21 protein-coding genes are annotated in these 23,868 nt (G+C 52.2%); 13 read left to right on the forward strand and 8 right to left on the reverse strand.

All coding sequences use genetic code 11. The features are described from left to right. The first annotated feature begins 104 nt into the window (after window positions 1-104). The 13 genes from ihfB (at window position 105) to JOE32_RS00300 (ending at window position 16,203) form a co-directional block, all read left to right on the forward strand. The gene (ihfB, locus tag JOE32_RS00240) at window positions 105-401 is read left to right on the forward strand and encodes an integration host factor subunit beta (RefSeq protein ID WP_003189779.1); all 297 of its coding nucleotides are present in this window, start codon (window positions 105-107) and stop codon (window positions 399-401) included. A gap of 24 nt (window positions 402-425) precedes the next feature. Continuing rightward, the gene (locus JOE32_RS00245; protein WP_209980376.1) at window positions 426-668 is read left to right on the forward strand and encodes a LapA family protein; all 243 of its coding nucleotides are present in this window, start codon (window positions 426-428) and stop codon (window positions 666-668) included. Window positions 669-1,145: 477 nt separating this feature from the next. Beyond that, window positions 1,146-2,423 carry a Wzz/FepE/Etk N-terminal domain-containing protein gene (locus JOE32_RS00250; RefSeq protein WP_209990237.1) on the forward strand — a complete coding sequence of 426 codons (1,278 nt, stop codon included), beginning with the start codon at window positions 1,146-1,148 and terminating at the stop codon, window positions 2,421-2,423. A gap of 468 nt (window positions 2,424-2,891) precedes the next feature. Continuing rightward, window positions 2,892-4,169 carry a Vi polysaccharide biosynthesis UDP-N-acetylglucosamine C-6 dehydrogenase TviB gene (tviB, locus tag JOE32_RS00255; RefSeq protein ID WP_209980379.1) on the forward strand — a complete coding sequence of 426 codons (1,278 nt, stop codon included), beginning with the start codon at window positions 2,892-2,894 and terminating at the stop codon, window positions 4,167-4,169. A 44-nt stretch (window positions 4,170-4,213) separates the two neighbouring features. Then, on the forward strand, window positions 4,214-5,239 hold the full coding sequence (locus JOE32_RS00260; RefSeq protein ID WP_209980382.1) for an NAD-dependent epimerase/dehydratase family protein: 1,026 nt from the start codon (window positions 4,214-4,216) through the stop codon (window positions 5,237-5,239). A 283-nt stretch (window positions 5,240-5,522) separates the two neighbouring features. Beyond that, window positions 5,523-7,409, forward strand: coding sequence for an asparagine synthase (glutamine-hydrolyzing) (gene asnB / locus JOE32_RS00265; protein WP_209980385.1), 1,887 nt, complete (start codon window positions 5,523-5,525; stop codon window positions 7,407-7,409). Then, on the forward strand, window positions 7,406-8,548 hold the full coding sequence (locus tag JOE32_RS00270; RefSeq protein ID WP_209980389.1) for a glycosyltransferase: 1,143 nt from the start codon (window positions 7,406-7,408) through the stop codon (window positions 8,546-8,548). The genes asnB (JOE32_RS00265) and JOE32_RS00270 overlap by 4 nt, the downstream gene beginning before the upstream one ends. Beyond that, window positions 8,549-10,504 carry an asparagine synthase (glutamine-hydrolyzing) gene (asnB, locus tag JOE32_RS00275; RefSeq protein WP_209980392.1) on the forward strand — a complete coding sequence of 652 codons (1,956 nt, stop codon included), beginning with the start codon at window positions 8,549-8,551 and terminating at the stop codon, window positions 10,502-10,504. Next, window positions 10,504-11,634 carry a glycosyltransferase family 4 protein gene (locus JOE32_RS00280; RefSeq protein ID WP_209980394.1) on the forward strand — a complete coding sequence of 377 codons (1,131 nt, stop codon included), beginning with the start codon at window positions 10,504-10,506 and terminating at the stop codon, window positions 11,632-11,634. Before asnB (JOE32_RS00275) ends, JOE32_RS00280 begins: the two co-directional genes overlap by 1 nt. Then, the gene (locus JOE32_RS00285; RefSeq protein ID WP_209980396.1) at window positions 11,631-12,593 is read left to right on the forward strand and encodes an SDR family oxidoreductase; all 963 of its coding nucleotides are present in this window, start codon (window positions 11,631-11,633) and stop codon (window positions 12,591-12,593) included. The genes JOE32_RS00280 and JOE32_RS00285 overlap by 4 nt, the downstream gene beginning before the upstream one ends. 45 nt (window positions 12,594-12,638) lie before the next feature. Continuing rightward, the gene (locus JOE32_RS00290; protein ID WP_209980398.1) at window positions 12,639-13,673 is read left to right on the forward strand and encodes a glycosyltransferase family 4 protein; all 1,035 of its coding nucleotides are present in this window, start codon (window positions 12,639-12,641) and stop codon (window positions 13,671-13,673) included. An 86-nt stretch (window positions 13,674-13,759) separates the two neighbouring features. Then, complete coding sequence (locus JOE32_RS00295) at window positions 13,760-15,754, forward strand: nucleoside-diphosphate sugar epimerase/dehydratase (RefSeq protein ID WP_209980401.1); 1,995 nt, start codon at window positions 13,760-13,762, stop codon at window positions 15,752-15,754. A 110-nt stretch (window positions 15,755-15,864) separates the two neighbouring features. After that, window positions 15,865-16,203: a ComEA family DNA-binding protein gene (locus JOE32_RS00300; RefSeq protein WP_209980403.1), complete on the forward strand. Its 339-nt coding sequence runs from the start codon at window positions 15,865-15,867 to the stop codon at window positions 16,201-16,203. Between the two features lie 40 nt (window positions 16,204-16,243). On the opposite strand, the gene JOE32_RS00305 is transcribed toward JOE32_RS00300, so the two are convergent. Genes JOE32_RS00305 through JOE32_RS00340 form a run of 8 tightly spaced genes read right to left on the reverse strand, consistent with a single transcriptional unit; the run spans window position 16,244 to window position 23,625 of the window. Then, window positions 16,244-17,431 (reverse strand): hypothetical protein, encoded by a 1,188-nt coding sequence (locus tag JOE32_RS00305; protein ID WP_209980405.1) that lies wholly within the window; start codon window positions 17,429-17,431, stop codon window positions 16,244-16,246. Then, window positions 17,428-18,354: a glycosyltransferase gene (locus JOE32_RS00310; RefSeq protein WP_209980407.1), complete on the reverse strand. Its 927-nt coding sequence runs from the start codon at window positions 18,352-18,354 to the stop codon at window positions 17,428-17,430. The genes JOE32_RS00305 and JOE32_RS00310 overlap by 4 nt, the downstream gene beginning before the upstream one ends. After that, window positions 18,351-19,595, reverse strand: coding sequence for an O-antigen translocase (locus tag JOE32_RS00315; protein ID WP_209980409.1), 1,245 nt, complete (start codon window positions 19,593-19,595; stop codon window positions 18,351-18,353). The genes JOE32_RS00310 and JOE32_RS00315 overlap by 4 nt, the downstream gene beginning before the upstream one ends. Next, complete coding sequence (locus tag JOE32_RS00320; protein WP_209980411.1) at window positions 19,592-20,698, reverse strand: DegT/DnrJ/EryC1/StrS family aminotransferase; 1,107 nt, start codon at window positions 20,696-20,698, stop codon at window positions 19,592-19,594. Before JOE32_RS00320 ends, JOE32_RS00315 begins: the two co-directional genes overlap by 4 nt. After that, window positions 20,691-21,632: a GNAT family N-acetyltransferase gene (locus JOE32_RS00325; protein ID WP_209980412.1), complete on the reverse strand. Its 942-nt coding sequence runs from the start codon at window positions 21,630-21,632 to the stop codon at window positions 20,691-20,693. Before JOE32_RS00325 ends, JOE32_RS00320 begins: the two co-directional genes overlap by 8 nt. Beyond that, window positions 21,626-22,546 (reverse strand): hypothetical protein, encoded by a 921-nt coding sequence (locus tag JOE32_RS00330; RefSeq protein ID WP_209980414.1) that lies wholly within the window; start codon window positions 22,544-22,546, stop codon window positions 21,626-21,628. The genes JOE32_RS00325 and JOE32_RS00330 overlap by 7 nt, the downstream gene beginning before the upstream one ends. A gap of 9 nt (window positions 22,547-22,555) precedes the next feature. After that, window positions 22,556-23,224 (reverse strand): acetyltransferase, encoded by a 669-nt coding sequence (locus JOE32_RS00335; protein WP_209980416.1) that lies wholly within the window; start codon window positions 23,222-23,224, stop codon window positions 22,556-22,558. Beyond that, the gene (locus JOE32_RS00340; protein WP_209980418.1) at window positions 23,209-23,625 is read right to left on the reverse strand and encodes an FdtA/QdtA family cupin domain-containing protein; all 417 of its coding nucleotides are present in this window, start codon (window positions 23,623-23,625) and stop codon (window positions 23,209-23,211) included. Before JOE32_RS00340 ends, JOE32_RS00335 begins: the two co-directional genes overlap by 16 nt. Window positions 23,626-23,868 lie beyond the last annotated feature (243 nt).

Consider the following 23,868-nt stretch of genomic DNA (forward strand, 5'->3'; position numbering starts at 1 on the left):
CTATTAACCTGCACATAAGTATTGCGTGGGCTGTTCAAATTCATCAAGTCATGCTAAAACCTTCGGAGCGCTTTTCCTAGCTGCTTGAAAAAGAAGGGAAAAATATGACGAAGTCGGAGTTGATCGAACGAATTGTCACCCATCAAGGGCTGCTCTCATCCAAGGATGTTGAGCTGGCTATCAAGACTATGCTTGAGCAAATGTCCCAGTGTCTGGCCACCGGCGATCGCATCGAGATCCGTGGCTTCGGCAGTTTCTCCCTGCACTACCGCGCGCCCCGCGTTGGCCGCAATCCAAAAACAGGCCAATCCGTCAGCCTCGACGGTAAATTCGTCCCTCACTTCAAACCGGGCAAAGAGTTGCGTGACCGGGTGAACGAAGAAGAGGAAGAAGGCGTCTGAGTGTTTTTGAGGTAGGAGAAGGTTATGCGTGGGGTTAAGCGCGTTGTTGCGGTATTCGCGGTACTGATCGTTGCTTTGATAGTCCTGGCGTTTGTATTGGAAAATCAGCAGGGCGTATCGCTTTCGTTTATGGGGCAGGCTACTAGGGAGCTGCCTGTTTCGGTGTTTGTTGTGGTGGCGTTGATTGTTGGGATGGTGATAGGGCCGTTGCTGGGTGTTTTGGTAGGGCGTCGTCATCGCAGGTCTATGGCAGGCGGGCGAAGCTGAAGTCTGCTCTCGCTTGTTTGGATTAGACTGAGTAAAGGGTCATGACCGCCTGTCAGAAAATATCGTTTACGGGTAAGTCCAGGTCCCCAGGCGCTTTTCTACTTGGGAGTGCCTAGAGGCTTGGGGTTTCGTTAAATCATTGGCTGTGATCTGTCAGATCCGAAATTCTCCTTCCGCCTCGTTGTCGCCCAGCATGACTGATATTGGTTTTTTTGGCGTTGTAGGTAAAGGCCTACAGACATGTCAAGTCTTGTAATAAACCAGAGAGATGGCAAAATGAAATCTGTTCTCGATAACAGGCAGTTTGTGCGCTCGGAATTTGGCAGAGACGCTCGGTTCAGGCGGTCATCCAATTAGAACAAACACACAATTTGTCTGCATAACGAGCCCGCAGTTTCTTCTTGAAGGCAGGTTTTTGTTGTGAGTAGTAGTCTTCGCGTCATTCCGGTACCCCCTGCGGAAAAATTCGGCCTTGAAATGCTTTTTCATGGGCTCTGGCAAAATAAGGTTCTAATTTTTGCCGTCGTCGTGCTTGCCGGCGCTCTGTCGGCTGTTTACGCCTTTTTAGTTACGCCAGAATATCAAGTGACCAGCGTCCTGCGCCCTGCCGCAATTAACGAACTGGACGCTTTGAATCGGTCTGAAGTTTATACGCTTCCACCGGCGCAGGCGTTGATTAAAGTGGGGGAGGCGCTTGAGTCTTACGATATTCGTCTTGGTTTCTTTCGCTCGCATCAAAATCTGTTCAAGGCTTTCTCGCGCCCAGGGAGAACATTGGAGCAGAGTTTTGAGGAGTTCAACAAAAATTCAATAAATCTTGAAGTTCCGGATTCCAAGAAATCGGACGAATTAAGCAACTATATTAAGCTTGAAATGACCTACCCCAAGGGGATAGATGGGGTGTCTATTCTCAATGGGTTTGTCGAATACGCAATTAATGCGCAGCGGCAGCAGATTGCTGCTGACTTGAGTGTGATTGTTAAAAATCGATTAACGGAAATTGAAGGAAAGTTGAGCGCGGCTCGCTCAAGTTACGAAATGGATAAAGAGGCCAGGATTGCAAAGTTGGCCGAGAAAGATGTGCTTCGTCGTGCTCAATTGCAAGATGAGCTCAAGGCACTGCGCGCTCAGCTAAAGGCCGCTCGTAGCGATCGACTGGCGCTGTTGGGTGAATCCATTGCAATTGCTAAATCACTTGGAATACAAAAACCATCTACGCTTTCGTCATTAGGTGATAAAAGCAATAATCGGTCATCCAGCGTCATTCGTACCGAAATCAATAATCAGCAACTCCCTCTGTACTTCATGGGGGTCGAGGCGCTGGAGGCAGAGCGTAGCGCTCTGCTACAGCGTAAGAGTGATGACTTTACCGATGTCCGTATCGCGCAAATCGCCAAGGACCTTCAATTGCTGCAGTCTAATCGCGAGATTGAATTGCTGAACAATCGTAAAAACGAAGATTTGTTTTTGAGTAATGTCGCGCCTCTTCGGGGGGAGCAGGCCCGGCTCCGTAGTCTGAATCTTGATATGGCGCAGTTGAAATTGGTCGTCATAGATAAGCTGGCGCTCGAGCCGATTAAGCCGATTAAACCAAAAAAGGCTCTTATTCTGCTGTCTGGTCTTATTATGGGCGGGGTCCTCGGTGTTTTGATCGCCCTGGCGCGTTCGCTGCTGTTAATTAAGCGTAGCGCCGCAGTTGGTAGGTCATCTCACTCACCGCCTGTACACGCAGAGGTAGAAAAAAGTGAGCGGTAGGCTGATATGAGGTTACCAGGCGCGCTGGCTTCAGGTGTTGATTTGCTGACCTGAAGCCAAAACGCTCACGCATTCATGGTGCCGGTAGCATATCTGGCTTTGGCAGATACATGTGGTGCGGTTTATGTTCTGCTGGCGCTTATTTGGTGAAGCATCTCGTAGTATTATGCTTACCAAACGTCCTCGCTCAAGGGTGTAGCGGGTTTACGCTGTTTTTGCAGGTGTTGACTTTTGAACGGTTAAGCTCGGCTAAACCATCCGGGTACAGGCATGGCAAAGTGATATTGGCTTGAGCGATCAATCAGTTGGCGCGCAGAAAGCGCCAGCAAGCAGCTGGAGATTTCTTGCCGGTGGGCGAGCTCAGCTTGCGGGGGACCTGCTGTCAGAGGTCTTGATTCACGGGGATGTTGAAGTATTCAGCGCTGAAGATGGTTCAGTGAAATTTTATTTTATTATTAGGCTTTAATTATGCAAAAACTGGAAGATATTAAGCTCGCCATTATAGGTCTTGGATATGTTGGCCTGCCCCTCGCGGTGGAGTTTGGCAAGCATCGGACGGTGGTTGGGTTTGACATCAACCAGCCGCGTATCCAGGCCTTGAGAGCCGGGCACGACTCCACGCTGGAAGTGAGCGATGAGGAGTTGAAGCAGGCCGGTAAGCTCAGCTTCAGTTTTAATCTGGACGAATTGTCCAGCTGCAATACGTTTGTGGTGACAGTGCCTACGCCGATTGATGAGTACAACCAACCAGACCTTACGCCACTGATCAAGGCATCAGAAAGTATCGGTAAGGTGCTGAAGAAAGGCGACCTGGTTATTTATGAGTCGACCGTCTATCCCGGCGCAACTGAAGAAGACTGTGTGCCCGTCCTTGAGAAATTTTCCGGATTAAAATTCAACGTCGATTTCTTTGCCGGATACAGCCCTGAGCGTATTAATCCGGGAGACAAGGAGCATCGTGTCACTACCATCAAGAAGGTGACTTCCGGATCCACACCTGAGATCGCCGATCTGGTGGATGCTCTTTACAACCAGATCATCATTGCGGGCACGCACAAGGCAAGCAGCATTAAAGTTGCCGAAGCGGCGAAAGTTATTGAAAACACCCAGCGTGACTTAAACATCGCTCTGATCAATGAGCTGGCCATTATTTTCAATAAAATGGGTATTGATACGGAGTCAGTGCTCCAGGCTGCGGGCACGAAATGGAATTTCCTGCCATTCCGGCCAGGCTTGGTGGGCGGGCACTGCATCGGCGTCGACCCCTACTACCTGACTCACAAGGCTCAATCCATCGGCTATCACCCCGAAATCATTCTTGCGGGACGCCGTCTCAATGACGGAATGGGCGCGTATGTGGTCTCCCAGTTGGTAAAAACGATGGTTAAGCGCCGTATTCATGTCGATGGCGCTCGTGTATTGATTATGGGCCTGGCGTTCAAGGAAAACTGCCCGGACCTGCGTAACACGCGAATCGTGGATATTGTCAATGAGTTGAAAGAGTACAACATTGCAGTGGATATTTATGATCCATGGGTCAGCCCTGAAGAGGCCAACCATGAATATGGCATAACGCCTATTGCCGAACCGGGCACTGATGTCTATGACGGTATTGTGCTGGCCGTTGCGCATAATGAATTCAAGGCTCTGGGCGCTGAAAAAATTCGCAAGTTTGGTAAGGCTGAGCATGTTCTCTACGATCTGAAATACCTGCTGAGCCGTGAAGAGTCTGATATTCGTTTGTAATTTTATTTATGCGTTCTATTTTTCAATAAACGAAGAGCCAATTTATGTCCCGCTATGAAACGCTCCTGGAAACACTCAAGGCTTCACCTAAAACGTGGTTGATCACTGGAGTGGCTGGATTTATTGGCTCCAATTTATTGGAGACTTTGCTTGGCCTGAATCAAGTTGTTGTCGGCCTTGACAACTTTGCGACGGGCCATCAGCGCAATCTCGATGAGGTTAAAGGTACGGTCACTGCGCAGCAGTGGGCTCGTTTTAGCTTCATCGAAGGTGACATCAAGGTATTGGATGACTGTCAGCGCGCATGTGGAGGGGTGGATTACGTATTGCACCAGGCGGCGCTTGGGTCGGTACCACGATCCCTCAATGATCCAATCGCTACGAATGCTACCAATATTGATGGGTTCCTTAACATGTTGGTGGCGGCCAGGGATGCGCAAGTAAAAAGTTTCACTTACGCTGCCAGTAGTTCTACTTACGGAGATCACCCGGGTTTGCCGAAAGTGGAAGACGTTATTGGCAAACCTCTCTCCCCGTACGCAGTTACCAAGTATGTCAACGAGCTCTACGCGGAAGTATTCGCTAGGTGTTATGGTTTTGAAACCATCGGTCTGCGTTACTTTAACGTGTTTGGTAAGCGTCAGGATCCGGAGGGTGCCTATGCTGCGGTGATCCCTAAATGGGCCGCTTCCATGATTAAGAATCAAGAGGTTTTTATTAATGGAGACGGCGAAACCAGCAGGGATTTCTGCTTTATCGAGAACACAGTTCAAGCCAATCTGCTGGCCGCTACCGTGACTGAGTCCGCAGCGCGAAATCAAGTTTATAACGTCGCGGTCAGCGGGCGTACCGACCTTAATATGCTGTTTTCTGCGCTACGCCAGTCGTTGTCGCAGCACGGGATAAGTTATGAAAAATCGCCCGTGTATCGTGATTTTCGTGCAGGCGATGTTCGGCATTCTCAGGCTGATATCGGAAAGATAAAAACGCTGTTGGGCTATGAGCCGAAGTTTGATATTCAGCAGGGTATTACGAAAGCAATGGGCTGGTATTCGACTTTTCTGAAGTAATGGTTGCTTGCCTTATTTTCGGAGTGTCTCAGGCGCCCAATCTAGGGGCGCTCGAGCCTTTTGTTTTATTGTCCCTGCGGGCGGCTCACCGAAGAAGTCAGCGTCGATGAGTGCTGTACGCCCATTTATTTCTAATAAAATTTCAAAGGTTTTTTATTTTGTTAACAATAGGTCGTCCCCTGCTTTAGTTGTTCACGGCATACGATGCTGGTGACATCCTGAGACTGCTTGGGATATCTCGTAAGCTAGGATCGCGATTAAATACGTTCAGGGGAATTGAGGCATGTGTGGGTTTTCTGGTTTCTTCGCATCAGCCCCTCTGGGTGATGGCGCAAATGACATCCTGGCGGCGATGGGTAACGCGATTTACAGCCGCGGCCCCGATGATGCCGGAACATGGTCGGACGCATCACTTGGAATAGGCCTGTCGCACCGTCGGCTTGCAATTGTCGATCTTTCAGCCGCGGGCCATCAGCCCATGCATTCTTCCAGCGGACGCTACGTCATGGCGTTCAATGGCGAGATTTATAACCACCTTTCGTTGCGCAGCCTCCTCACCACCGAGTACGGCGAAACCTGGCGTGGGCACTCGGATACGGAAACCTTACTGGCCTGCTTCGAGCGATGGGGCGTGGAGAAAACCCTGCAGGCGACGGTAGGAATGTTTGCCATTGCGTTATGGGACACGCAGGAGCGCCAGTTGATACTGGCCCGCGATCGATTGGGAGAGAAACCGCTGTATTGGGGCTGGCATAACGATGTTCTGTTATTTGGATCGGAACTCAAGGCGCTTAAGGTACACCCGGCCTTTTCGGCCAATATCGATCGCGATGCTCTGGCACTGTACCTGAGGCACAATTATGTTCCGGCGCCGTACAGTATTTATCAGGGTATTGAAAAACTCGCGCCTGGACATTACGTCGCGATCTCGCTTGGGCAAAAGCGAGCGTCCGTCGATTTGATTCCATTCTGGTCTTTCAATGCTGCTGTAAAGGCCGGTCTCGGCAATCCACTGCAAGCCGATAGCAAGACTGTAGTGGACACGCTCGAGACCCAGCTTGATCAGAGTATTGGCATGCAAATGCTCGCCGATGTCCCATTGGGCGCGTTCTTGAGCGGCGGCGTCGATAGCAGCTTGATCGTGTCACTCATGCAGAAGCAAAGCTCGCGCCCGGTGAAAACCTTCACGATAGGTTTCAGCGAAGATGGTTTTAACGAAGCGGAGCATGCGCTCGCAGTTTCTCGCCACCTGCATACCGAACACAGTGAAATTTATATTCAAGCCAAGGATGCGCTGAATATCATTCCAGACTTGCCGCGCATCTATTGCGAACCGTTTGCCGACAGTTCGCAAATACCTACCTTCCTTGTCAGCCAAATGGCGCGTGAGCATGTCACCGTTACGTTGAGCGGTGATGCAGGTGATGAACTGTTTGGCGGGTATAACCCTTACCAGTTTGCGCCGCGCATATGGAGCAAGGTCAGCAAAGTACCAAGCGGGCTGCGCCACGTGGCGGCGAGTTCGTTGAAGCAGTTACCGCTTAAAGGCAGGGCTGAAAAACTGGTTGATATTCTTGATTGTCGTAATCGCGAGGACTTCTATTGCCAGCTTGTCAGCCATTGGAAGACCCCCTCGAACGCGGTAATCAGTGGAAATGAAGGCCCGACATTGCTCAACACGCCAGCCAAATGGCCGGCTGTGACGGGCTTTGAAGAGTGGATGATGGCAATGGATGCTCAGACCTACATGGTCGACGATATCCTTGTAAAGGTGGATCGCGCTGCCATGGCTAACAGTCTGGAGACACGCGTTCCGTTGCTCGATCATCGTGTTGTCGAGTTGGCATGGCGTATACCTCTGGATATGAAAATTCGTGGAGGGGTTGGTAAATGGGCGTTGAAAGAGGTTCTATACCGCCACGTTCCACGCGCGTTGATAGAACGACCAAAAAAAGGTTTTTCCATTCCGATTGCGGCCTGGTTGCGCGGGCCTCTCAGAGAGTGGTCGGAAGTGTTGCTGAATGAAAAACGTCTACAGCAAGAAGGATTTTTTCACCCATCGGTGATCCGAAGGGTGTGGGAGCAACATCTGAGCGGCCGGGCCGACCATTCGAGCAAGCTGTGGGGTGTATTGATGTTTCAAGCTTGGCTGGAGGAGCAGGGACGTTGAAAGTAGCCCATATCATCGTTGGTCTGCATATTGGCGGTGCGGAGTTGATGCTGCTGCGCCTGTGTGAATCATTCAAGGCGCGTGGTGAGGATGAGCATCGCGTGATCTCCCTGACCGACCTGGGTGAAGTGGGGGTGCGGCTTCGAGCCAGCGGCATTGCCGTCGAAACCCTGCATATGCGCGGCAAGTGGGACTTGCTGGGCGTTACTATCAAGTTGGTCAGTGATCTTCGTCGGCAGAAGCCCGATATCGTGCAAACCTGGATGTACCACTCTGATCTCGTTGGAGGCATAGCAGCGCGTCTGGTCGGAGTGAGAGGTGTCATATGGGGCGTCAGGACTACGGATGTAAGCAGCGGCGGGGGCAAGGCCACGATTATCATTCGAAAACTGTGTGCGTGGCTCTCCAGATCCATCCCTGACGTGATTGTCTGCGCTGCACAAGCATCGCGAAAAACCCATGTTGAAGTCGGCTATGCGCCGGATCGAATGACGGTCATACCTAATGGCTTTGATCTTGCGCGACTGGTAGCCACACCCTCGGAGCGTGACGCCATTCGAGAAGCTCATGGCATTGGGCGTGATGAGCTTGTGATCGGCAGTCTCGGCCGTTTCAACGCGGTCAAGGACCACGCCAACTTTGTAAAAGCCGCAGGCATGGTTGCTGGTCAGTTTGCGAACGTCAGGTTTCTGATGGTAGGGCGCGATGTTGATCAGAATAATGCAGCGCTGATGGCCGATATTGCTTCCACCGGTCACGCAGATCGGTTTGTCCTGCTCGGTGAGCGTAAGGACGTTGCTGCCTGTTTCAAAGCCATGGATATTTTTTGCCTGCATTCATTCACCGAAGGCTTCCCCAACGTTCTTGGCGAAGCCATGAGTATGGCATTGCCTTGCGTCACCACCGATGTGGGCGATGCAGCATTCCTGTTGGGTGGATTGGGTCCGGTAGTGCCTGCACAGAATGCTCGGCGGCTATCCGAAGCATTCGTCTCGGTACTTTCTGCAACAGCGTCAGAGCGTGCCGCGATGGGGCAGAGCGTTTATAAGCGCATCGCCGAAAATTTCACAATGAAATGTACCGAGTATCAATACAAAGACCTATATCATCGCTTTCTTTCGAATCAGGGTGCCCAGTAAATGTGTGGTTTGAGCGGTATTTTCAGCTCGCGTAACGGCGAACTCGAGGCTGTTGTTCGGTTGATGAACACGTCGCTCACCCATCGAGGCCCGGACGACTCCGGTGTGTGGATCGACGGGAATGTGGGAATCGCTTTGGGGCATCGGCGTCTTGCAATTGTTGACCTTTCTGAAGCTGGCCATCAACCGATGCATTCCAGTTGCGGACGATTTGTCATCGTCTTCAACGGCGAGATCTATAACCATGCCGAACTGCGGCAAGCGTTGCACGACGATGGTCTTATCTCGACGGGCCTGAAAGGCCATTCGGACACCGAAGTGCTTCTGGCCGGGCTTGCAAGCTGGGGCGTTGAAAAGACTTTGAGTGCGTCGGTGGGCATGTTTGCGTTCGCGCTGTGGGATCGGCAAGAGCAGGTCCTGACGCTGGGCCGTGATCGTATGGGCGAGAAGCCGCTTTATTATGGCTGGCAGGATGACATCTTGCTCTTCGGCTCGGAGCTCAAAGCCATCAAGGCGTTTCCGGCGTTTCGCGCGGAAATTGACCGCAATGCGTTGACGCTGCTGCTTCGTCACAATTGCATTCCGGCCCCTTACAGCATTTACAAGGGCATCGCCAAGCTTCAGAGCGGTCATTATGTTGTCCTGCCTCTTACTGATCTCTCAGCTGCGAAAGCTGCCATTGCTCAGCCTTACTGGCGCTTTAATGATGCGGTGGCCAAGGGGCTTGCTGATCCGTTCACCGGCAGCCCCGAGGCGGCGACTGATCTGCTCGAGGCTCAATTGCGGTCGAGCATTGGTCAGCAAATGCTGGCCGATGTACCGGTGGGCGCTTTCCTGAGCGGGGGCGTGGACAGCAGCGCGGTTGTGGCCCTTATGCAAACACAGAGCACCCAGCCGGTACGCACGTTCACCATCGGCTTCGATGAGGGAGGGTTCGACGAGGCGGTACATGCCAAGGCTGTGTCCAGGCACCTGGGCACCCAGCACACTGAGCTGTATGTACGTCCTCAGGACGCTGCAGCGGTAATACCGCGCCTGTCTTCCATGTATTGCGAACCTTTCAGCGATAGCTCGCAGATTCCCACCTTCCTTGTCAGTCAACTGGCCAGCCAACAATTGAAGGTTGTACTCAGTGGGGACGGCGGTGACGAATTGTTCGGTGGCTACAACCGGTACCTGAGCGCAAAAAAGATATGGTCGAAGATGCAGCATGTGCCGTCGTTCGCGCGACAGGCCAGCGCGAGCCTTTTACGATCGGTATCTCCCACCACGTGGGACAGTCTTTTCAACCTGGCAAAGCCGCTGCTTCCCAGCAGGTTTCATGTGAGCGGGCCTGGGGACAAGGCGCACAAACTGGCCAACGTGTTGAAGCTGGCGGACGGGCATGAATTCTACCTTCAACTGAACAGCCATTGGAGCGATCCGGCCAGCGTTGTCATCGGCGGTGAAGAGCCTGCGACAATGTTTACCGACGCATCCCGCTGGCCGAAGACCGATTCTTTCGAGCATTGGATGATGGCGATGGATGCTCAGACCTATATGTCGGATGACATCATGGTCAAGCTGGATCGGGCCTCCATGGCGGCGAGCATAGAAGGGCGTGTTCCCATGCTCGACCACCGAGTGGTCGAATTGGCGTGGCGTATGCCGCTTGATCTGAAAATCCGTAATGGTCAGGGGAAATGGCTGTTGCGTCAGGTCCTTTATCGCCACGTCCCGAAAGAGCTGATCGAGCGTCCCAAGCAAGGGTTTGGTATCCCGCTGGGTGAGTGGTTGCGCGGTTCTTTGCGCGAATGGGCCGAATCCCTCCTTGATGAAGCTCGCCTGGTCCGGGATGGCTACTTTCGGCCTGAGCCCATCAGGAAAATGTGGAGCGAGCATCTTCAGGGGCGAGGTAATTGGCAGTCTCACCTGTGGACCATCCTTATGTTCCAGGCGTGGTTGGATGAGCAGTGATGATTAAAACGTTGTTGTTTATAGTCAATGATCCGGGATTTTTTCTGTCCCATCGTCTGGCTGTTGCCAAAGGTGCGCAGGCGGCTGGCTATAAGGTTCATGTCGCCTGCATGCCAGGTGCTGCGGTTGCTGCAATCACGGCACAGGGTTTTGAGTTTCATCCTCTGCCGCTATCGCGCAGTGGCCGCAATCCGTTGGCGGAGCTGGGGCTGATGTTCACCATCTGGAAGTTGTTATGGCGCTTGAAGCCAGATGTGCTTCACCTGGTGACCATCAAGCCGGTCCTTTATGGCGGCGTTGCTGCGCGCTTCGCTCCCGTTAAAGGCGTCGTCACGGCCATCTCCGGGTTGGGTTTCGTGTTTCTTTCCAAGGGCACCAAGGCTGCGCTGGTTCGGCGTCTGGTCAGTGCTTTTTATCGCCTGGCGTTGGGTAAGCGTAATCTGCGCTCGATCTTTCAAAACCCTGACGACCGAGACCTGTTGCTGGCGATGGGCGGGCTTACCGAGGCCAAGGTTGTGATGATTCGTGGCTCGGGTGTCGATCTGGCACTTTATGCGCACGTTCCAGAACCTCAGGGGCTACCTGTAGTCTGTCTCGCTGCGCGGCTTTTGCGCGATAAAGGCGTGGTGGAGTATGTTGAGGCTGCCAGGATATTGGCCAAGCGCGGGGTACAAGCCCGCTTTCAATTGATTGGCGATGTCGACCCTGGTAACCCTGCCACAGTCACCAGGGCTGAACTGGATGCGTGGCGCCAGGAGGGTATTGTCGAGTTGCTGGGATATCGCGACGATATTGCGCAACTGTTTTCAGACGCCAATATCGTAACCTTGCCCTCCTACCGTGAAGGGCTGCCGAAGGTGCTGGTTGAAGCTGCCGCCTGTGGTCGAGCTGTGGTTACCACCGATGTTCCCGGCTGTCGTGACGCAATTGACCCCGGCGTCACCGGGCTGCTGGTGCCGGTACGGGATGCACACGCGTTGGCCGATCAACTGCAACTGCTCATTGAAGATCCGGCGCTGCGGCGTCAGATGGGCGCTGCGGGTCGAGAACTGGCGGTACAGGCGTTTGCGATCGAAAAAATCGTGGAACAACATCTTGAGGTCTATCGTCAGTTGGAGCACACGGCTTGAATCATCAACACACATACTTCGTCACGGGTGCCAGCGGCTTCGTAGGTTCGGCAGTGGTCGAACGGCTGTCCTCGATGGCAGGTTGCACGGTGATGGCTCTGATTCGTCGCGATGGTGTTGCACTGCCGGCAACGGTCTCCCCGGTGAGAGCCGGCCCGGATTATCTGGCTGGCGAACCGCTTCCTCTTTGCGGTGTTGACGTTCTGGTGCACTGCGCTGCACGCGTTCACGTAATGTCCGATGCTTCCAGCGATCCGCTGACCGAATATCGCAAGGTCAACGTGGTGGGCACCTTGAAGCTGGCTGAACAAGCTGCGCAAGCGGGTGTGAAACGCTTTGTGTTCATCAGTTCGATAAAGGTCAACGGCGAGGGCACGCGTCCAGGGCAGCCTTACACCGCAGATGACGTCCCGGCTCCAGGTGATCCTTATGGCGTTTCCAAGATGGAAGCCGAGCAGCAACTTCGGTTACTGGCGCAGAACACGGGCATGGAAGTCGTCATAATTCGTCCGGTGCTCGTTTATGGTCCAGGGGTCAAGGCCAATTTTCGCAGCATGATGAGTTGGCTGAACAAAGGTGTCGTGCTGCCTCTGGGCGCCATTGGCAACCAGCGCAGCCTGGTCGCACTGGATAACCTGGTGGACCTTATCGTAACTTGCATGACCCATCCGGCTGCGGCTGGCCAGACGTTTCTGGCCAGTGACGGTGAAGACCTCTCGACCACCCAGTTGCTCAGGCGCATGGGGGCGGCGCTGGGTAAGCCGGCACGACTGCTGCCGGTGCCAGCCATGCTGCTGGAGTGGGGGGCGGCATTGATTGGTCGCAAGTCTATCGGCCAGCGGCTGTGCGGGTCTTTACAAGTCGATATTACAAAGGCACGGGATCTGCTGGGGTGGGTGCCGCCCATGTCTGTTTCCGAAGCACTGAAAAAGACGGCGGCAAGTTTCAAGGAAGTTTGATTTAGAAGGAGGGTCCGTTCCCCGGACCGCCAATTGGAGCTGTGGATGATTCACTTATTGTGGCTTGCGCCCGTTGTGGCGGCCCTTGCACTTCTGCTTACCTGGATCCTGCGACGCTATGCGTTGGCAAACAGCATGATCGATATACCCAATGCCCGTAGCTCCCACTCCATTCCCACCCCCCGCGGGGGCGGTGTGGCGATCGTGTTGAGCTTCCTGATCGCACTGCCGATCCTGTATCTGGGAGACGAGATTTCACGCTCGGTTACATGGGCTTTGATGGGGGCGGGCGCTGCCATTGCGATCCTTGGGTTTCTCGATGATCACGGGCATGTCGCAGCAAGATGGCGTCTACTTGGCCATTTTGGCGCGTCCATCTGGGCACTTTTCTGGCTGGGCGGACTCCCTCCCATCAGCTTGCCTGGCATGGTCGTTGACCTCGGGTGGTTGGGTCACATACTCGCTGCGTTTTACCTAGTGTGGTTGCTCAACCTCTACAACTTCATGGACGGCATTGATGGGCTCGCCAGTATCGAAGCGTTGTGCGTCTGCCTGGGCGCCTGCCTGATCTATGCAGCGACGGGGAATCAGGCGCTCATCTGGGCTCCATTATTGTTGAGCATGGCAGTCCTGGGCTTTCTTTACTGGAACTTTCCGCCGGCGCGTATTTTCATGGGCGATGCCGGCAGTGGCTTTCTCGGCATCATCCTGGGCATATTTTCGCTGCAGGCAGCGTGGCAGGATATGGCATTTTTATGGGTGTGGTTGATACTGCTTGGCGTATTCGTTGTAGACGCCACCTTCACGCTTATCAGGCGCCTGCTGCGCGGCGACAAGGTTTATGAAGCTCATCGCAGTCATGCCTATCAATTCGCCTCACGTCAGGTTGGCCGACATTTGCCTGTCACCCTGGCGGTGCTCGCGATTAATTTATTATGGTTGATACCTATCGCACTTTCTGTGGCTTTATTGGGTCTCAATGGTTTGGCGGGTTTGCTTATCGCCTATATACCGCTGGTGCTGCTGGCTATCAAATACCGTGCGGGTGAGTTGGAAAAAACCGTCTCACCTTCGGCGTAATTCGCGTACAGAACAATAAGGCCATTCAAGTGTTCAATGCCGGTCATGCAGAGCAGGTCAGGAGCGTTAGAGGTGTTTAAAGGGTTATGAGTAAAATTCGATCTTACCTGCTGGCGCTTCCTCGCAGGCGCAAACGCATCCTGCAGGTCATCACAGATATCCTCCTGGTCTGGCTCGCCCTGTGGATGGCGTTTGTCGTGCGCCTAGGGGTGGATGACATGATCAACCCGGTGGCCCTTCACCAATGGTTGTTCCTCTGCGCTCCGGTTGTCGCTATTCCACTGTTCGTGCGTTTTGGCATGTACCGTGCTGTCATGCGGTACTTTGGCAACGACGCCCTGATTGCGATCATCAAGGCCGTCAGTCTTTCATCTTTGATTCTAGGTGTAGTGGTTTACTGGTACAGCAATCACCAGAACGTGGTGCCACGTTCCATCATCTTCAATTATTGGTGGCTTAGCTTGATCATGGTTGGCGGATTGCGTCTGGCCATGCGGCAGTACTTTCTGGGCGACTGGTTCGCTGCGGCTCAGCACGTGCCGTTCACCAGCCGTGACGACGGCTTGCCGCGGGTCGCGATCTACGGTGCAGGCGCGGCGGGCAACCAATTGGTGGCTGCGTTGCGCATGGGCCGAGTCATGCGTCCTGTCGCTTTTATCGACGACGATGACAGCATCTCTGATCGTGTCATCTCCGGGCTGCAAGTGTATAAACCCCGGCACATTCAACGCATGATCGACGCGACGGGCGCGCAGGAAATCCTGCTGGCAATTCCGTCTTCCAATCGTGGCAGGCGCCGCGAAATTCTCGGCTTCCTTGAAGGTTTCCCACTGCATGTACGCAGCGTCCCCGGCTTCATGGACCTCGCAAGCGGCCGTGTAAAGGTAGACGACATTCAGGAAGTGGATATTGCCGACCTGCTGGGGCGCGACGCCGTGCCGGCCCAGGAGGAGCTTCTGGAACACTGCATCAAGGGGCAGTCCGTGCTGGTCACAGGGGCGGGTGGTTCGATCGGTTCCGAACTCTGCCGACAGATCCTGTCACTGCAGCCCACCACCTTGTTGTTGTTCGAGCATAGTGAGTTCAACCTCTACAGCATTTTGTCGGAGCTCGAACAACGGATCGTTCGTGAATCGTTGCCGGTTCGTGTATTGCCCATACTCGGGTCAATACGCAATGAGGCGAAGTTGCTCGACATCATGAAAACCTGGAGCGTGGACACGGTTTACCACGCAGCCGCCTACAAGCACGTACCGATGGTCGAGCACAATATTGCCGAAGGTGTGCTTAATAATGTGATCGGTACCTTGAACACTGCCCAGGCTGCTCTGCAGGCCGGCGTGTTGAACTTCGTACTGATTTCAACCGATAAGGCGGTTCGCCCAACTAACGTGATGGGCAGCACCAAACGCCTCGCCGAACTGACACTGCAGGCCCTCAGTCGTGAACTGGCGCCGGTGTTGTTTGGTGACAGTGCCAATGTATCGCGCGTCAACAAGACCCGGTTCACCATGGTTCGCTTTGGTAATGTTCTAGGGTCGTCGGGATCGGTGATTCCGTTGTTCCACAAGCAGATCAAATCCGGCGGGCCGCTGACGGTCACTCACCCGAAGATCACGCGCTATTTCATGACTATTCCCGAGGCCGCCCAACTGGTGATCCAGGCTGGCTCCATGGGGCTTGGCGGAGATGTGTTCGTACTTGACATGGGGGAGCCGGTAAAGATTACCGAACTGGCGGAAAAGATGATTCATCTCTCCGGTCTTAGCGTTCGGTCCGAAAAAAATCCCCTCGGTGACATCGCGATTGAATTCACGGGATTGCGTCCTGGTGAAAAGCTTTACGAGGAGTTACTGATTGGTGACAACGTCGTTGCCACCCAGCACCCGATGATCATGAGTGCCAACGAAGATCACCTCTCCTGGGATCTGCTCAAGGATATGCTGACGCAACTGCTTGCCGCCGTTGAACAGCACGATTACACGCGCGTGCGTCAGCTCCTGAGGGACACCGTGAGCGGCTATTCCCCGGACGGCGAAATTGTCGATTGGATCTATCAGCAACGCCGCTTGGAACCCTGAGAAAACACCTTGTTACTCAGCCATTTTTGACGTTCTCCAAAGATCTTCTAATTTGAAAAAGCAGCTTCGGAAAGCTGCTTTCTCTTTTTAGATGTCATGGAGTGTCACCAATGCAAAACGCCTACATTTCCGCTCTCGTCTTTACCCTGCTTACAAATTTCTCACTTGCAGCAACAGCTGCTCCTGCACCCTCCCTCAACGTTGCTTCACCAATCCCGGTCTCCGCTCAGGTAGAAATCGCTGCGCAAAATGCCAAGGTCAATCTCAACACTGCCGACGCGCAAACGTTGCGACTCAACCTGTTTGGTATTGGTGCAGCCAAAGCCAAAGCGATTGTGGCTTATCGAGAAAGCAATGGGCCTTTCACAGCTGTAGATGAACTGCTTGAGGTGAAGGGAATAGGCAAAGCGCTAATGGAGAAAAACCGCGACAGATTGGAGATCAAATAACCCAATCAAACAGGCCGGTCATCGACCGGCCTGTTCCCGACTATAGTGGAGCTTTCTTAAGTGACATTTCCCTACAGCCCGCAGCCGCAATCAGAAGCAGGAACGCAGGTGCGATAACCAGGGGTCTCTGAACAATCGACAATATCAATAGCAGCGAAAAAGCCATGCCATTGAAGTTCAAGAGCACTCTATGCCTCAGCGCAAAGCCCAACAGCGTCAGTACGAAGAATGCTGTGCCTAGAATGCCCGAGTGAAAGATGATTTTTTTGAAGCTGGCGGAGCCGCTGTCGTCTTCCTTCTCGCTGCCAAACATGAGTGAGCGCGCATCGGACGATTCCCACTCAGAAAATAGCTTGTTGAAGCCATCGGTATTGCGATTGTCTCCTGCGAGCCCCTCCGACTTATAGGCGAAGCGGTCATACATCACGGTCTTCAAATAATCATTTTGTGCAGACAGAATGACGAGTGCCACCATAACGCTTAATAGCACTATGTTACGTTTGTTACCGCGCACCGCTTCGATGGCGAAGTAAGCCAGGCTTAATATGAAAAACGCCATGGACAAACTTAGAATTCCGGAAATGAATATGATGAAGTTGCTGCGTGACCTCAGGTTGAACCTGTCTGCCGCCAGCAGCAGGGCAGCGAAGGTACCCAGCGCACCAGGCTCATCGAAAAAACCAAAAAACCGATAAAATGGATTGTCCAGCATATAGTCCAAAACCACGGTCATAGGGTAAACAAAATAGCCTACGCCATTTTGGGCTTTGAGTTGATCGGGAATTTTGTACTCAGGCAGAGGGCCCAGTAAGAATAATTTATTGTCACCGGTCAGATGATGCAAAAACCAGATGCATATACCGGGAAGCAGAAGAATGGCGATCAGCCGTTTTGATTTACGAAAAATATTCAAGATTTCGTTTGAGGGTATGCAATAAAAAACAAAATAGCCGGCCATGAAATATAAGCAGCCTAGAATACTGGCGCCGTAAAAATAGTAAAACAGGAAAACCATTACGGAGAAAAGCAGGCCAGAAAAGTATTCACGTAGCGCAATATCTTTCTTGAGGAAAAAAAGCACCAGGCACACACCTGCGATCAGGGCCTGAAATTGAGGTGTATACCCCCAGATATAGAAAGGGTTCAATGCAATGACGATCCAGGTTGCCATCGCCCAGAGATAGGTTTTTTTTTGCAGCGTGAGACGCGTTTCTGAAATTTCAATCATCGATCAACCCGACATATAATCAGCGCCAATGCCAGCAACTTTTTGAAGCTCAAGTCGCCCAGAAGCGATCGAGTAATATATTTCAATGCGCCGCTATAATCCTTCTTTACCTTGTGCAGGTGCCGGGCGTATGAATAGTACAGGTTGCTTTTGCCTTTTTTTATAGCACTGTACAGTTCGGGGAAATAAAACTCGCACAGTGCCAGTGAAACCAGGCTGTCATCCAGGTAGCCCATATTTGACGCATGGCTCTGATGCACGCGGTATTGCGTCAGCGGTGTTTTTAATATGTAGATATCGCCTTTGCTGGCGATATGGTAGTAGAACAGGCTGTCTGATGCTTTAGGCAAGCGATAGTCGTAGCCAGAGGCTGGAATTCGATCAGCCCTCACCATAAAGCCCGGCACGGGCACCAGGGAGTTATTGGAGGCGATCAACTCATCGAGCCTGTAAACAGGGTTGTGTTTATTGAATTTGTCTTTCTGTATTTTTACCGCACGTCCCTGTCCGTCAATAACCTGCACATAGGACCCGCAGATGGAGAACTCAGGATGTTGCTCCAGGAACTCGACCTGTTGGCTAATTCGTCCAGGCAGCATCAAATCATCGCCCGCAAACATGGCGACATATTTGCCTTTTGCAAGACGCAAGCCCGCATTGCAATTACCTGTTATCCCCTGGTTAGCGGAAGCAAGGTTAAGTATTATTTTTTCAGGGTTGGCGGCATGCATCTCCTGGAGGAGCGCGTCGGTACCATCTTTGGAAGCGTCATCACTGATGATAATTTCAATATTTGTGTAATCTTGCGATAAGATTGATTGAATGCACTCTTTGATATAGTTCGATTGGTTGTAAACGATGACCACAACGCTGACGAGTGGTTGTTCAGATAAGGGCAGCATCACGCTTGACTTAAGGCTCAATTAATTTTCCGCCATACGAAGAAATACAAAAATACCCAGTAGGCCATGTAGTTTACGCAGTAGCCCATTGTCGCCCCGATCAGACCGTAGGCGTTGGAGAATGCCACGACCAGTAGGCATAGTGTTATGGAGAAAATGATTTCAGAGATGATGAACTCTTTGATCATCGCCCGGCTAACCATCAAGTAGGATAAAATCCAGCTGCCTATTTTCATGGTGTCGCCAACCAGTTGCCACGTAAACAACGGGCGCATGGGTGCGAACTCCTTGGTAAACAATATCCAGATAATAAGGTCGCGAAAAACAAAAACGCCCAGCGACAGCAGCGCGGCCGCAGGCAGAATTATTTTATAGCCGGACATCACTTCGTGTTTGATCTGGCTGGCCGAAGTCAGTTCCGACAGCTTGGGCAGGTAATACACGCTCAGTGTCATTGTGACCACCATCATGTATGCACCGCTTAGCCGAGTCATCGCCTCCCAATAGCCAGCGGCTTCGGCGCTCAAGGAGTCATTCAGATAGGTCCTGATAAACAGGGAGCTCAGCGGAACGCATATGGCAGAGCACAGCGCCATAAATGTAAAACCGGTGAGTTTCCTCAGCGCACTGCGATCAAACTCGAAGGCAAATATACCGAGCCTGAACCAACTGGTTTTCAAGCAAACGCCCAATGTGAACAAACAGGCGATTGACTGATAAGACACCAGAGCAATGAGTGCCCCAAGAAAGTCGAAGCAATAAGCCAGGACCGCAGTAAAGAGCAACGAAAACAGGCTGCCCAGAATATTTGCGATCACATAGCCCTTGATCTCCTTCTTGCCGTTGAGTATGGCCAGGAGCAACGTGTTCACTACCATCGGCAACAACCCGATGGCGAACACAATGAAAAGGTTGCTGTAGGCCCTGTCCCCGAGAAAAAACTCTGCGAGCTCTTTATCAAACACAATAATGAATATCGCACTGATGAGACTGCCCGATAACGCGATGCTGAAAGCCGTGCGCCAGACCTTCTCCTGCTTTAAAGCATCCTCTCCATACTCCGCGGTGTATTTGGTAACGCCGGTGCTGACCGCGCCGCTCGCGAATGTCGAGAAAATCTGTACCGCATTTTGAAGCTGGCCTATGAGTGCGTAGCCCGAAGGACCGGTATAGATCGCGAGCACCTTATTTATGCCGAGCAGCGTAAATATTTTTACCAGCGACGCTATACCACTCAACAGGCTTGTTTTTATCAGCTTCATGACGATACGTAGGCGTTGCACACTTCGATGACGTGCGAAACTTCATCATCACTGATTGTGGGATTCAACGGCAGACTCACCACTGTGTCGTGGATGTTCTCGGTGATCGGGAAGCTTTCAGTCGTCATACCGCGCAACGCCACTTGTTTGTGCGGAGCGGTGGGGTAATGGATTTGTGCTTGCACACCGTTATCGGAAAGATGGGACATGAACCCGTTGCGGTCGTCACATCGGATGACGAACAAGTGCCAGGCCTGGCTTTTGCCATCAGCCAGGTTCGGCAGCGTGATCAATCGATTATCGATGTTAGCAACGTAGTTCGCTGCAATCGCTCGCCGGCGGGCGTTTTCGTTATCGAGGTGCTTGAGCTTGACAGAGAGTATCGCCGCCTGCAGTTCGTCCAGTCGGCTATTGATCCCCGCATAACGATGTTGATATTTCGCCTCGCTGCCGTAGTTGCCCAAGGATCGAACAATGTCGGCAAACTCAGCATCATTGGTAGTGATCCCGCCGCCGTCGCCCAGCGCACCCAGGTTTTTCCCGGGGTAGAAACTGAAGCCTGCAGCATCTCCGAAGGCTCCTGCCTTCCTTCCGAAAGCCTCTGCGCCGTGTGCCTGCGCGGCATCTTCCAGAACCAGCAGACTATGAGCCTTGGCGATGTCATTGATTTTGTCCATTTCGGCCAATTGACCGTAAAGATGGACAGGTAACAAGACCTTGGTTTTTTCACTGATCCTGTTTTGAATTTGTCGGTGATCGATATTGTAGGTGTCGAGGCATGGCTCCACTAGAACGGGTGTCAACCCACTTTCAATGATGGCCAGAATGCTAGCAATGTAGGTATTGGCTGGGACGATGACTTCATCGCCATCGTTAACCCGGCCTTGCTCTTTCCAGGCGCGCAGGGAAAGGGTGAGCGCGTCCAGGCCATTGCCCACACCGATGCAGTACTGGGTACCACAGTACGCTGCAAATGCCTGTTCAAACTGTTCGAGTTCTTCGCCCTTGATATACCAGCCGGACTTTATCACGCGCTCGGCGGCGGCCAGAATTTCTGCCTGGTATTGATCGTTGACTTGCTTCAAATCCAAAAACTTAATCATTCAATTCCAGCCTGTAAAAATCATGCACGATAGCCCGGGCGCTGAAGCTCTCTTTTTGTGCGATCAGCCCGGTGTTCAAGTAAAGCCCGCCACGCTCAGTCGAGATGCCGAAGCTGAAATACGCTTTGTCCGAGCGCTTGGCTTCATCAATGCAGCTTGCCAGGGTCAGATCGAGTGCCCCCGATTCCCTGCCGACTTCGTTTGCCGCGATGTATTGAGTATGCAAGACCTGCTCATAAGCAAATAGCAGCACACCACATATCAACTCTCCATCCTTGCGCACGACCCTCAGACGGATGTTTTCAGGAAAGCGCTCGTGGAGCAGAGCCATTTCATCGATCGAGTGAGTAGGTGTGGCACTGTGCTTCGATAGCACGCTGGAAAGCAGTGCGTGATAGGCCGACCAGTCCGTGGACTCCTCTACGCACAGACCGTTCTTCTTCGCTCTTGCAATCAACCATTTTCGGCCTTTTGAAAACTTGGGCTCTCGCTCCATATCAATGACGCTGGATATATCTCGCCGGAATAAGGTGGCGCCAACGATATTCAGCGCATACAAGTCTTCTTGAGCCGGGTGAGTGGCGAATATGTAAGGAATTGACTTGTATTCAAGGCGGCTGACAGTCTTTTCTTTCAGGAAGACTTTGAGCGTCTGCAGTATCTCAAGAACCTTCTCTGCTTTGACCTTGTGCGAAAGTATCAAGCCGCCGAACGTCAAACCTCCATGTGAATACACAACATTGTCCACAATGTTGGCGGGCAACACGGCAAGGAGTTGATCTTCTTCTTTGAACAGCAGAGAGAAGTCATTAAAGCGATCGGCGTGGTAATCCATGAAGGGGCGTTCGAAGATAAACAGCGGTGTCTTGCTGGTTCTGACGAACTCATTCCATTGGCTCTCGGCGTCTTGCTGATAAAGCTCGCAAATCACCATTGAACCAACTCCATCAGGCCAATACCTTCAACGCCCATATTGTTGCCATTGTAAAAAGCATAGACTTTATCCGCCGTGACACACAGGCGCGGATAGCACAGGTGCTGGTCGTCAAATCCTGCGTGCTCTGAAAGTGACATGCCTAATTCGTCATCCTTGCGCGTCCAGTTGATGCCGTCTTCGGAGTAGGCAACGCCTGGGAAATAATCCTTGCCGGTAATTCCGCCTTTTGTATAGAACATCATATAGCGACCGTTTATCTTGTAAACGGAGGGCCTGCCTATTCTATATTCATCACCTTCATTGTCGATGCAAAGATGATGGGGCCCTGGAAAGGAGATACCGTCAGGCGACTCTGTGTACCAGATGTTATAACGAGGGTATTGAACGCCGTTTATATCACACCAGCCATCTCCCAATGCATACCAAACCTTCCAACGCCCTTCGTCGTAGATCGCAGTATGTATTGCGCGGATCGTGCGACCTTGGTGTACGCGATCAAGTACAGGCGCTTCAGAAACCCGGTCGAACCGAAGTCCGTCCTGGCTGGTCGCCAGGCCAGTGAAGGCAAGGAACTTCGCTTTTTGGACGATCTGGAAACCAACGTAGTACATTCTGATGGTGTCGCCATCGCGCACCACATCGCCCATGATGACGCCGTTATCGTCGAAACATCCGGGGCCACCCTCAGTCAATACTGGCTCTTTGCTAACACCCAGCACCTTGCGTGGGTCATGTGATGACACATCTACATAACCTATGCGGCTGACGCCGGCCTTGTCTCGAAACCCGGCATAAATTCTGATGACGTCCGGGTTCAATAAAAAAGGTGTTGGTGTAAGCGCTGAGTTCTCTGCCCAATCAGGAAGCTGGGTTCGAGCATCGAAGATCTGGCCTATCTTTTTCCAAAGCATGTCAATACCCTACAATTTAACTTTAAGACTGCTTTTTTTCGGCAGCATCTGCGCGGGCGAGCCATAATAAATTCGCTCTGGCTCCGGCAGGTTTTTATTAACCAGGGTGCCGGAGGCAATCACGCAGTCTTTGGGGATGCTGATGCGATCATTCAGTGTCGAATTGACACCGAGGAAGCAGGACTCGCCGATATCGCAATAGCCTGACACCACGACATGTGAAGAGAGAAAGCAGTTGTCATTGATACGTGAACGATGCCCTATATGATTGCCGCTCCAGAGAATCACGTTGTTCCCAATCGATACGAAAGGTTGAACTGTATTGTTCTCGAAGATAAAGCAGTTTTCACCGATTTCAGCATTGCGCCACACGAACGCACGCGAACTGATGTAGCTGGCGCACGTATAACCTTTGGACTTGACCATCTCATAGAGACGGGTTCTCAGTCGATTGAGTTGTGAGGCCGGTATCGCGACGAAGACTTCATAGTCGGCGGGCGGATATGTGGTTTCGATTGATTCCAGCGCTACAATGGGGAGATCGTACAGCGTGGTATTTTCGAGGTATTCCTTCTCGACGGAAAAAGCGCAGACCTGAAAATCAGAGTCATGTGTAAAGTACTCATAAGCAATCATGGCGAACTCACCCGCCCCAACGATTATCAGCTTTTTAGACATGCTTGCTCCTCAAGAAAAGTCTCATAAGATCTTATATAGTCGGATTCTTCATAATGTTCACTTGCCAGCACCAGCAATACGCAGTCAGGGCTGAAGTCATGCATTTCCCGCCATACCATACTCTCGATAACCAGCCCGCGTGTAGCGCTGTGCATAATGGTTTCTTCGCGAACAGTTCCGTTGTCCAACACCATCTTGCAGGTGCCGGATACGCAGATCGCAATTTGCTTTAAATTTCGATGGGCATGAAAACCCCTGCTGATGCCGGGGGCTGTAGCGTAGATGTAATAAACACGCTTTATTTCAAAAGGGATGATCTTGTCGACGCCAACTTCAATGGCAATCAGCTCCCCTCGGTTATCGCCCAGTCGCTCAAAATCCAGCCATCTGATCAATTCCATTTCACCCTCCATGCCTCATAATTTATGCTGTTTACCCGCACTGACGAGCCATGATAGTTAGGCAAATAAATTCAATTTCATACCCATACATGTCACTTCCGTTACTAACGTCGACCCCTTTACTGCCGCGACAGGGCCACCGTAGGCAGCAGGCCACCTGTGTAGTTGCAAAGAGTCAGGTCCGTTCGGTTTCAGCGTCTCTCATCGAAAGGGGGCTCTCTGGTTCACCGTGCATCTGCGTAA

The organism is Pseudomonas sp. PvP025 (assembly GCF_017832155.1).
In the GTDB taxonomy this organism is placed as follows: Bacteria; Pseudomonadota; Gammaproteobacteria; order Pseudomonadales; family Pseudomonadaceae; genus Aquipseudomonas.

Bases quoted from the DNA above. Each gene is read 5' to 3' on its own strand.
- JOE32_RS00325 (WP_209980412.1), bottom strand. From the start codon at position 21,632: ATGGTGATTTGCGAGCTTTATCAGCAAGACGCCGAGAGCCAATGGAAT.
- JOE32_RS00320 (WP_209980411.1), bottom strand. From the start codon at position 20,698: ATGATTAAGTTTTTGGATTTGAAGCAAGTCAACGATCAATACCAGGCA.
- JOE32_RS00300 (WP_209980403.1), top strand. From the start codon at position 15,865: ATGCAAAACGCCTACATTTCCGCTCTCGTCTTTACCCTGCTTACAAAT.
- asnB (WP_209980392.1), top strand. From the start codon at position 8,549: ATGTGTGGTTTGAGCGGTATTTTCAGCTCGCGTAACGGCGAACTCGAG.
- ihfB (WP_003189779.1), top strand. From the start codon at position 105: ATGACGAAGTCGGAGTTGATCGAACGAATTGTCACCCATCAAGGGCTG.
- JOE32_RS00260 (WP_209980382.1), top strand. From the start codon at position 4,214: ATGTCCCGCTATGAAACGCTCCTGGAAACACTCAAGGCTTCACCTAAA.
- JOE32_RS00315 (WP_209980409.1), bottom strand. From the start codon at position 19,595: ATGAAGCTGATAAAAACAAGCCTGTTGAGTGGTATAGCGTCGCTGGTA.
- JOE32_RS00295 (WP_209980401.1), top strand. From the start codon at position 13,760: ATGAGTAAAATTCGATCTTACCTGCTGGCGCTTCCTCGCAGGCGCAAA.
- JOE32_RS00290 (WP_209980398.1), top strand. From the start codon at position 12,639: ATGATTCACTTATTGTGGCTTGCGCCCGTTGTGGCGGCCCTTGCACTT.
- JOE32_RS00245 (WP_209980376.1), top strand. From the start codon at position 426: ATGCGTGGGGTTAAGCGCGTTGTTGCGGTATTCGCGGTACTGATCGTT.
- JOE32_RS00335 (WP_209980416.1), bottom strand. From the start codon at position 23,224: ATGTCTAAAAAGCTGATAATCGTTGGGGCGGGTGAGTTCGCCATGATT.
- JOE32_RS00250 (WP_209990237.1), top strand. From the start codon at position 1,146: ATGCTTTTTCATGGGCTCTGGCAAAATAAGGTTCTAATTTTTGCCGTC.
- JOE32_RS00305 (WP_209980405.1), bottom strand. From the start codon at position 17,431: ATGATTGAAATTTCAGAAACGCGTCTCACGCTGCAAAAAAAAACCTAT.
- JOE32_RS00340 (WP_209980418.1), bottom strand. From the start codon at position 23,625: ATGGAATTGATCAGATGGCTGGATTTTGAGCGACTGGGCGATAACCGA.
- JOE32_RS00280 (WP_209980394.1), top strand. From the start codon at position 10,504: ATGATTAAAACGTTGTTGTTTATAGTCAATGATCCGGGATTTTTTCTG.
- tviB (WP_209980379.1), top strand. From the start codon at position 2,892: ATGCAAAAACTGGAAGATATTAAGCTCGCCATTATAGGTCTTGGATAT.
- asnB (WP_209980385.1), top strand. From the start codon at position 5,523: ATGTGTGGGTTTTCTGGTTTCTTCGCATCAGCCCCTCTGGGTGATGGC.
- JOE32_RS00330 (WP_209980414.1), bottom strand. From the start codon at position 22,546: ATGCTTTGGAAAAAGATAGGCCAGATCTTCGATGCTCGAACCCAGCTT.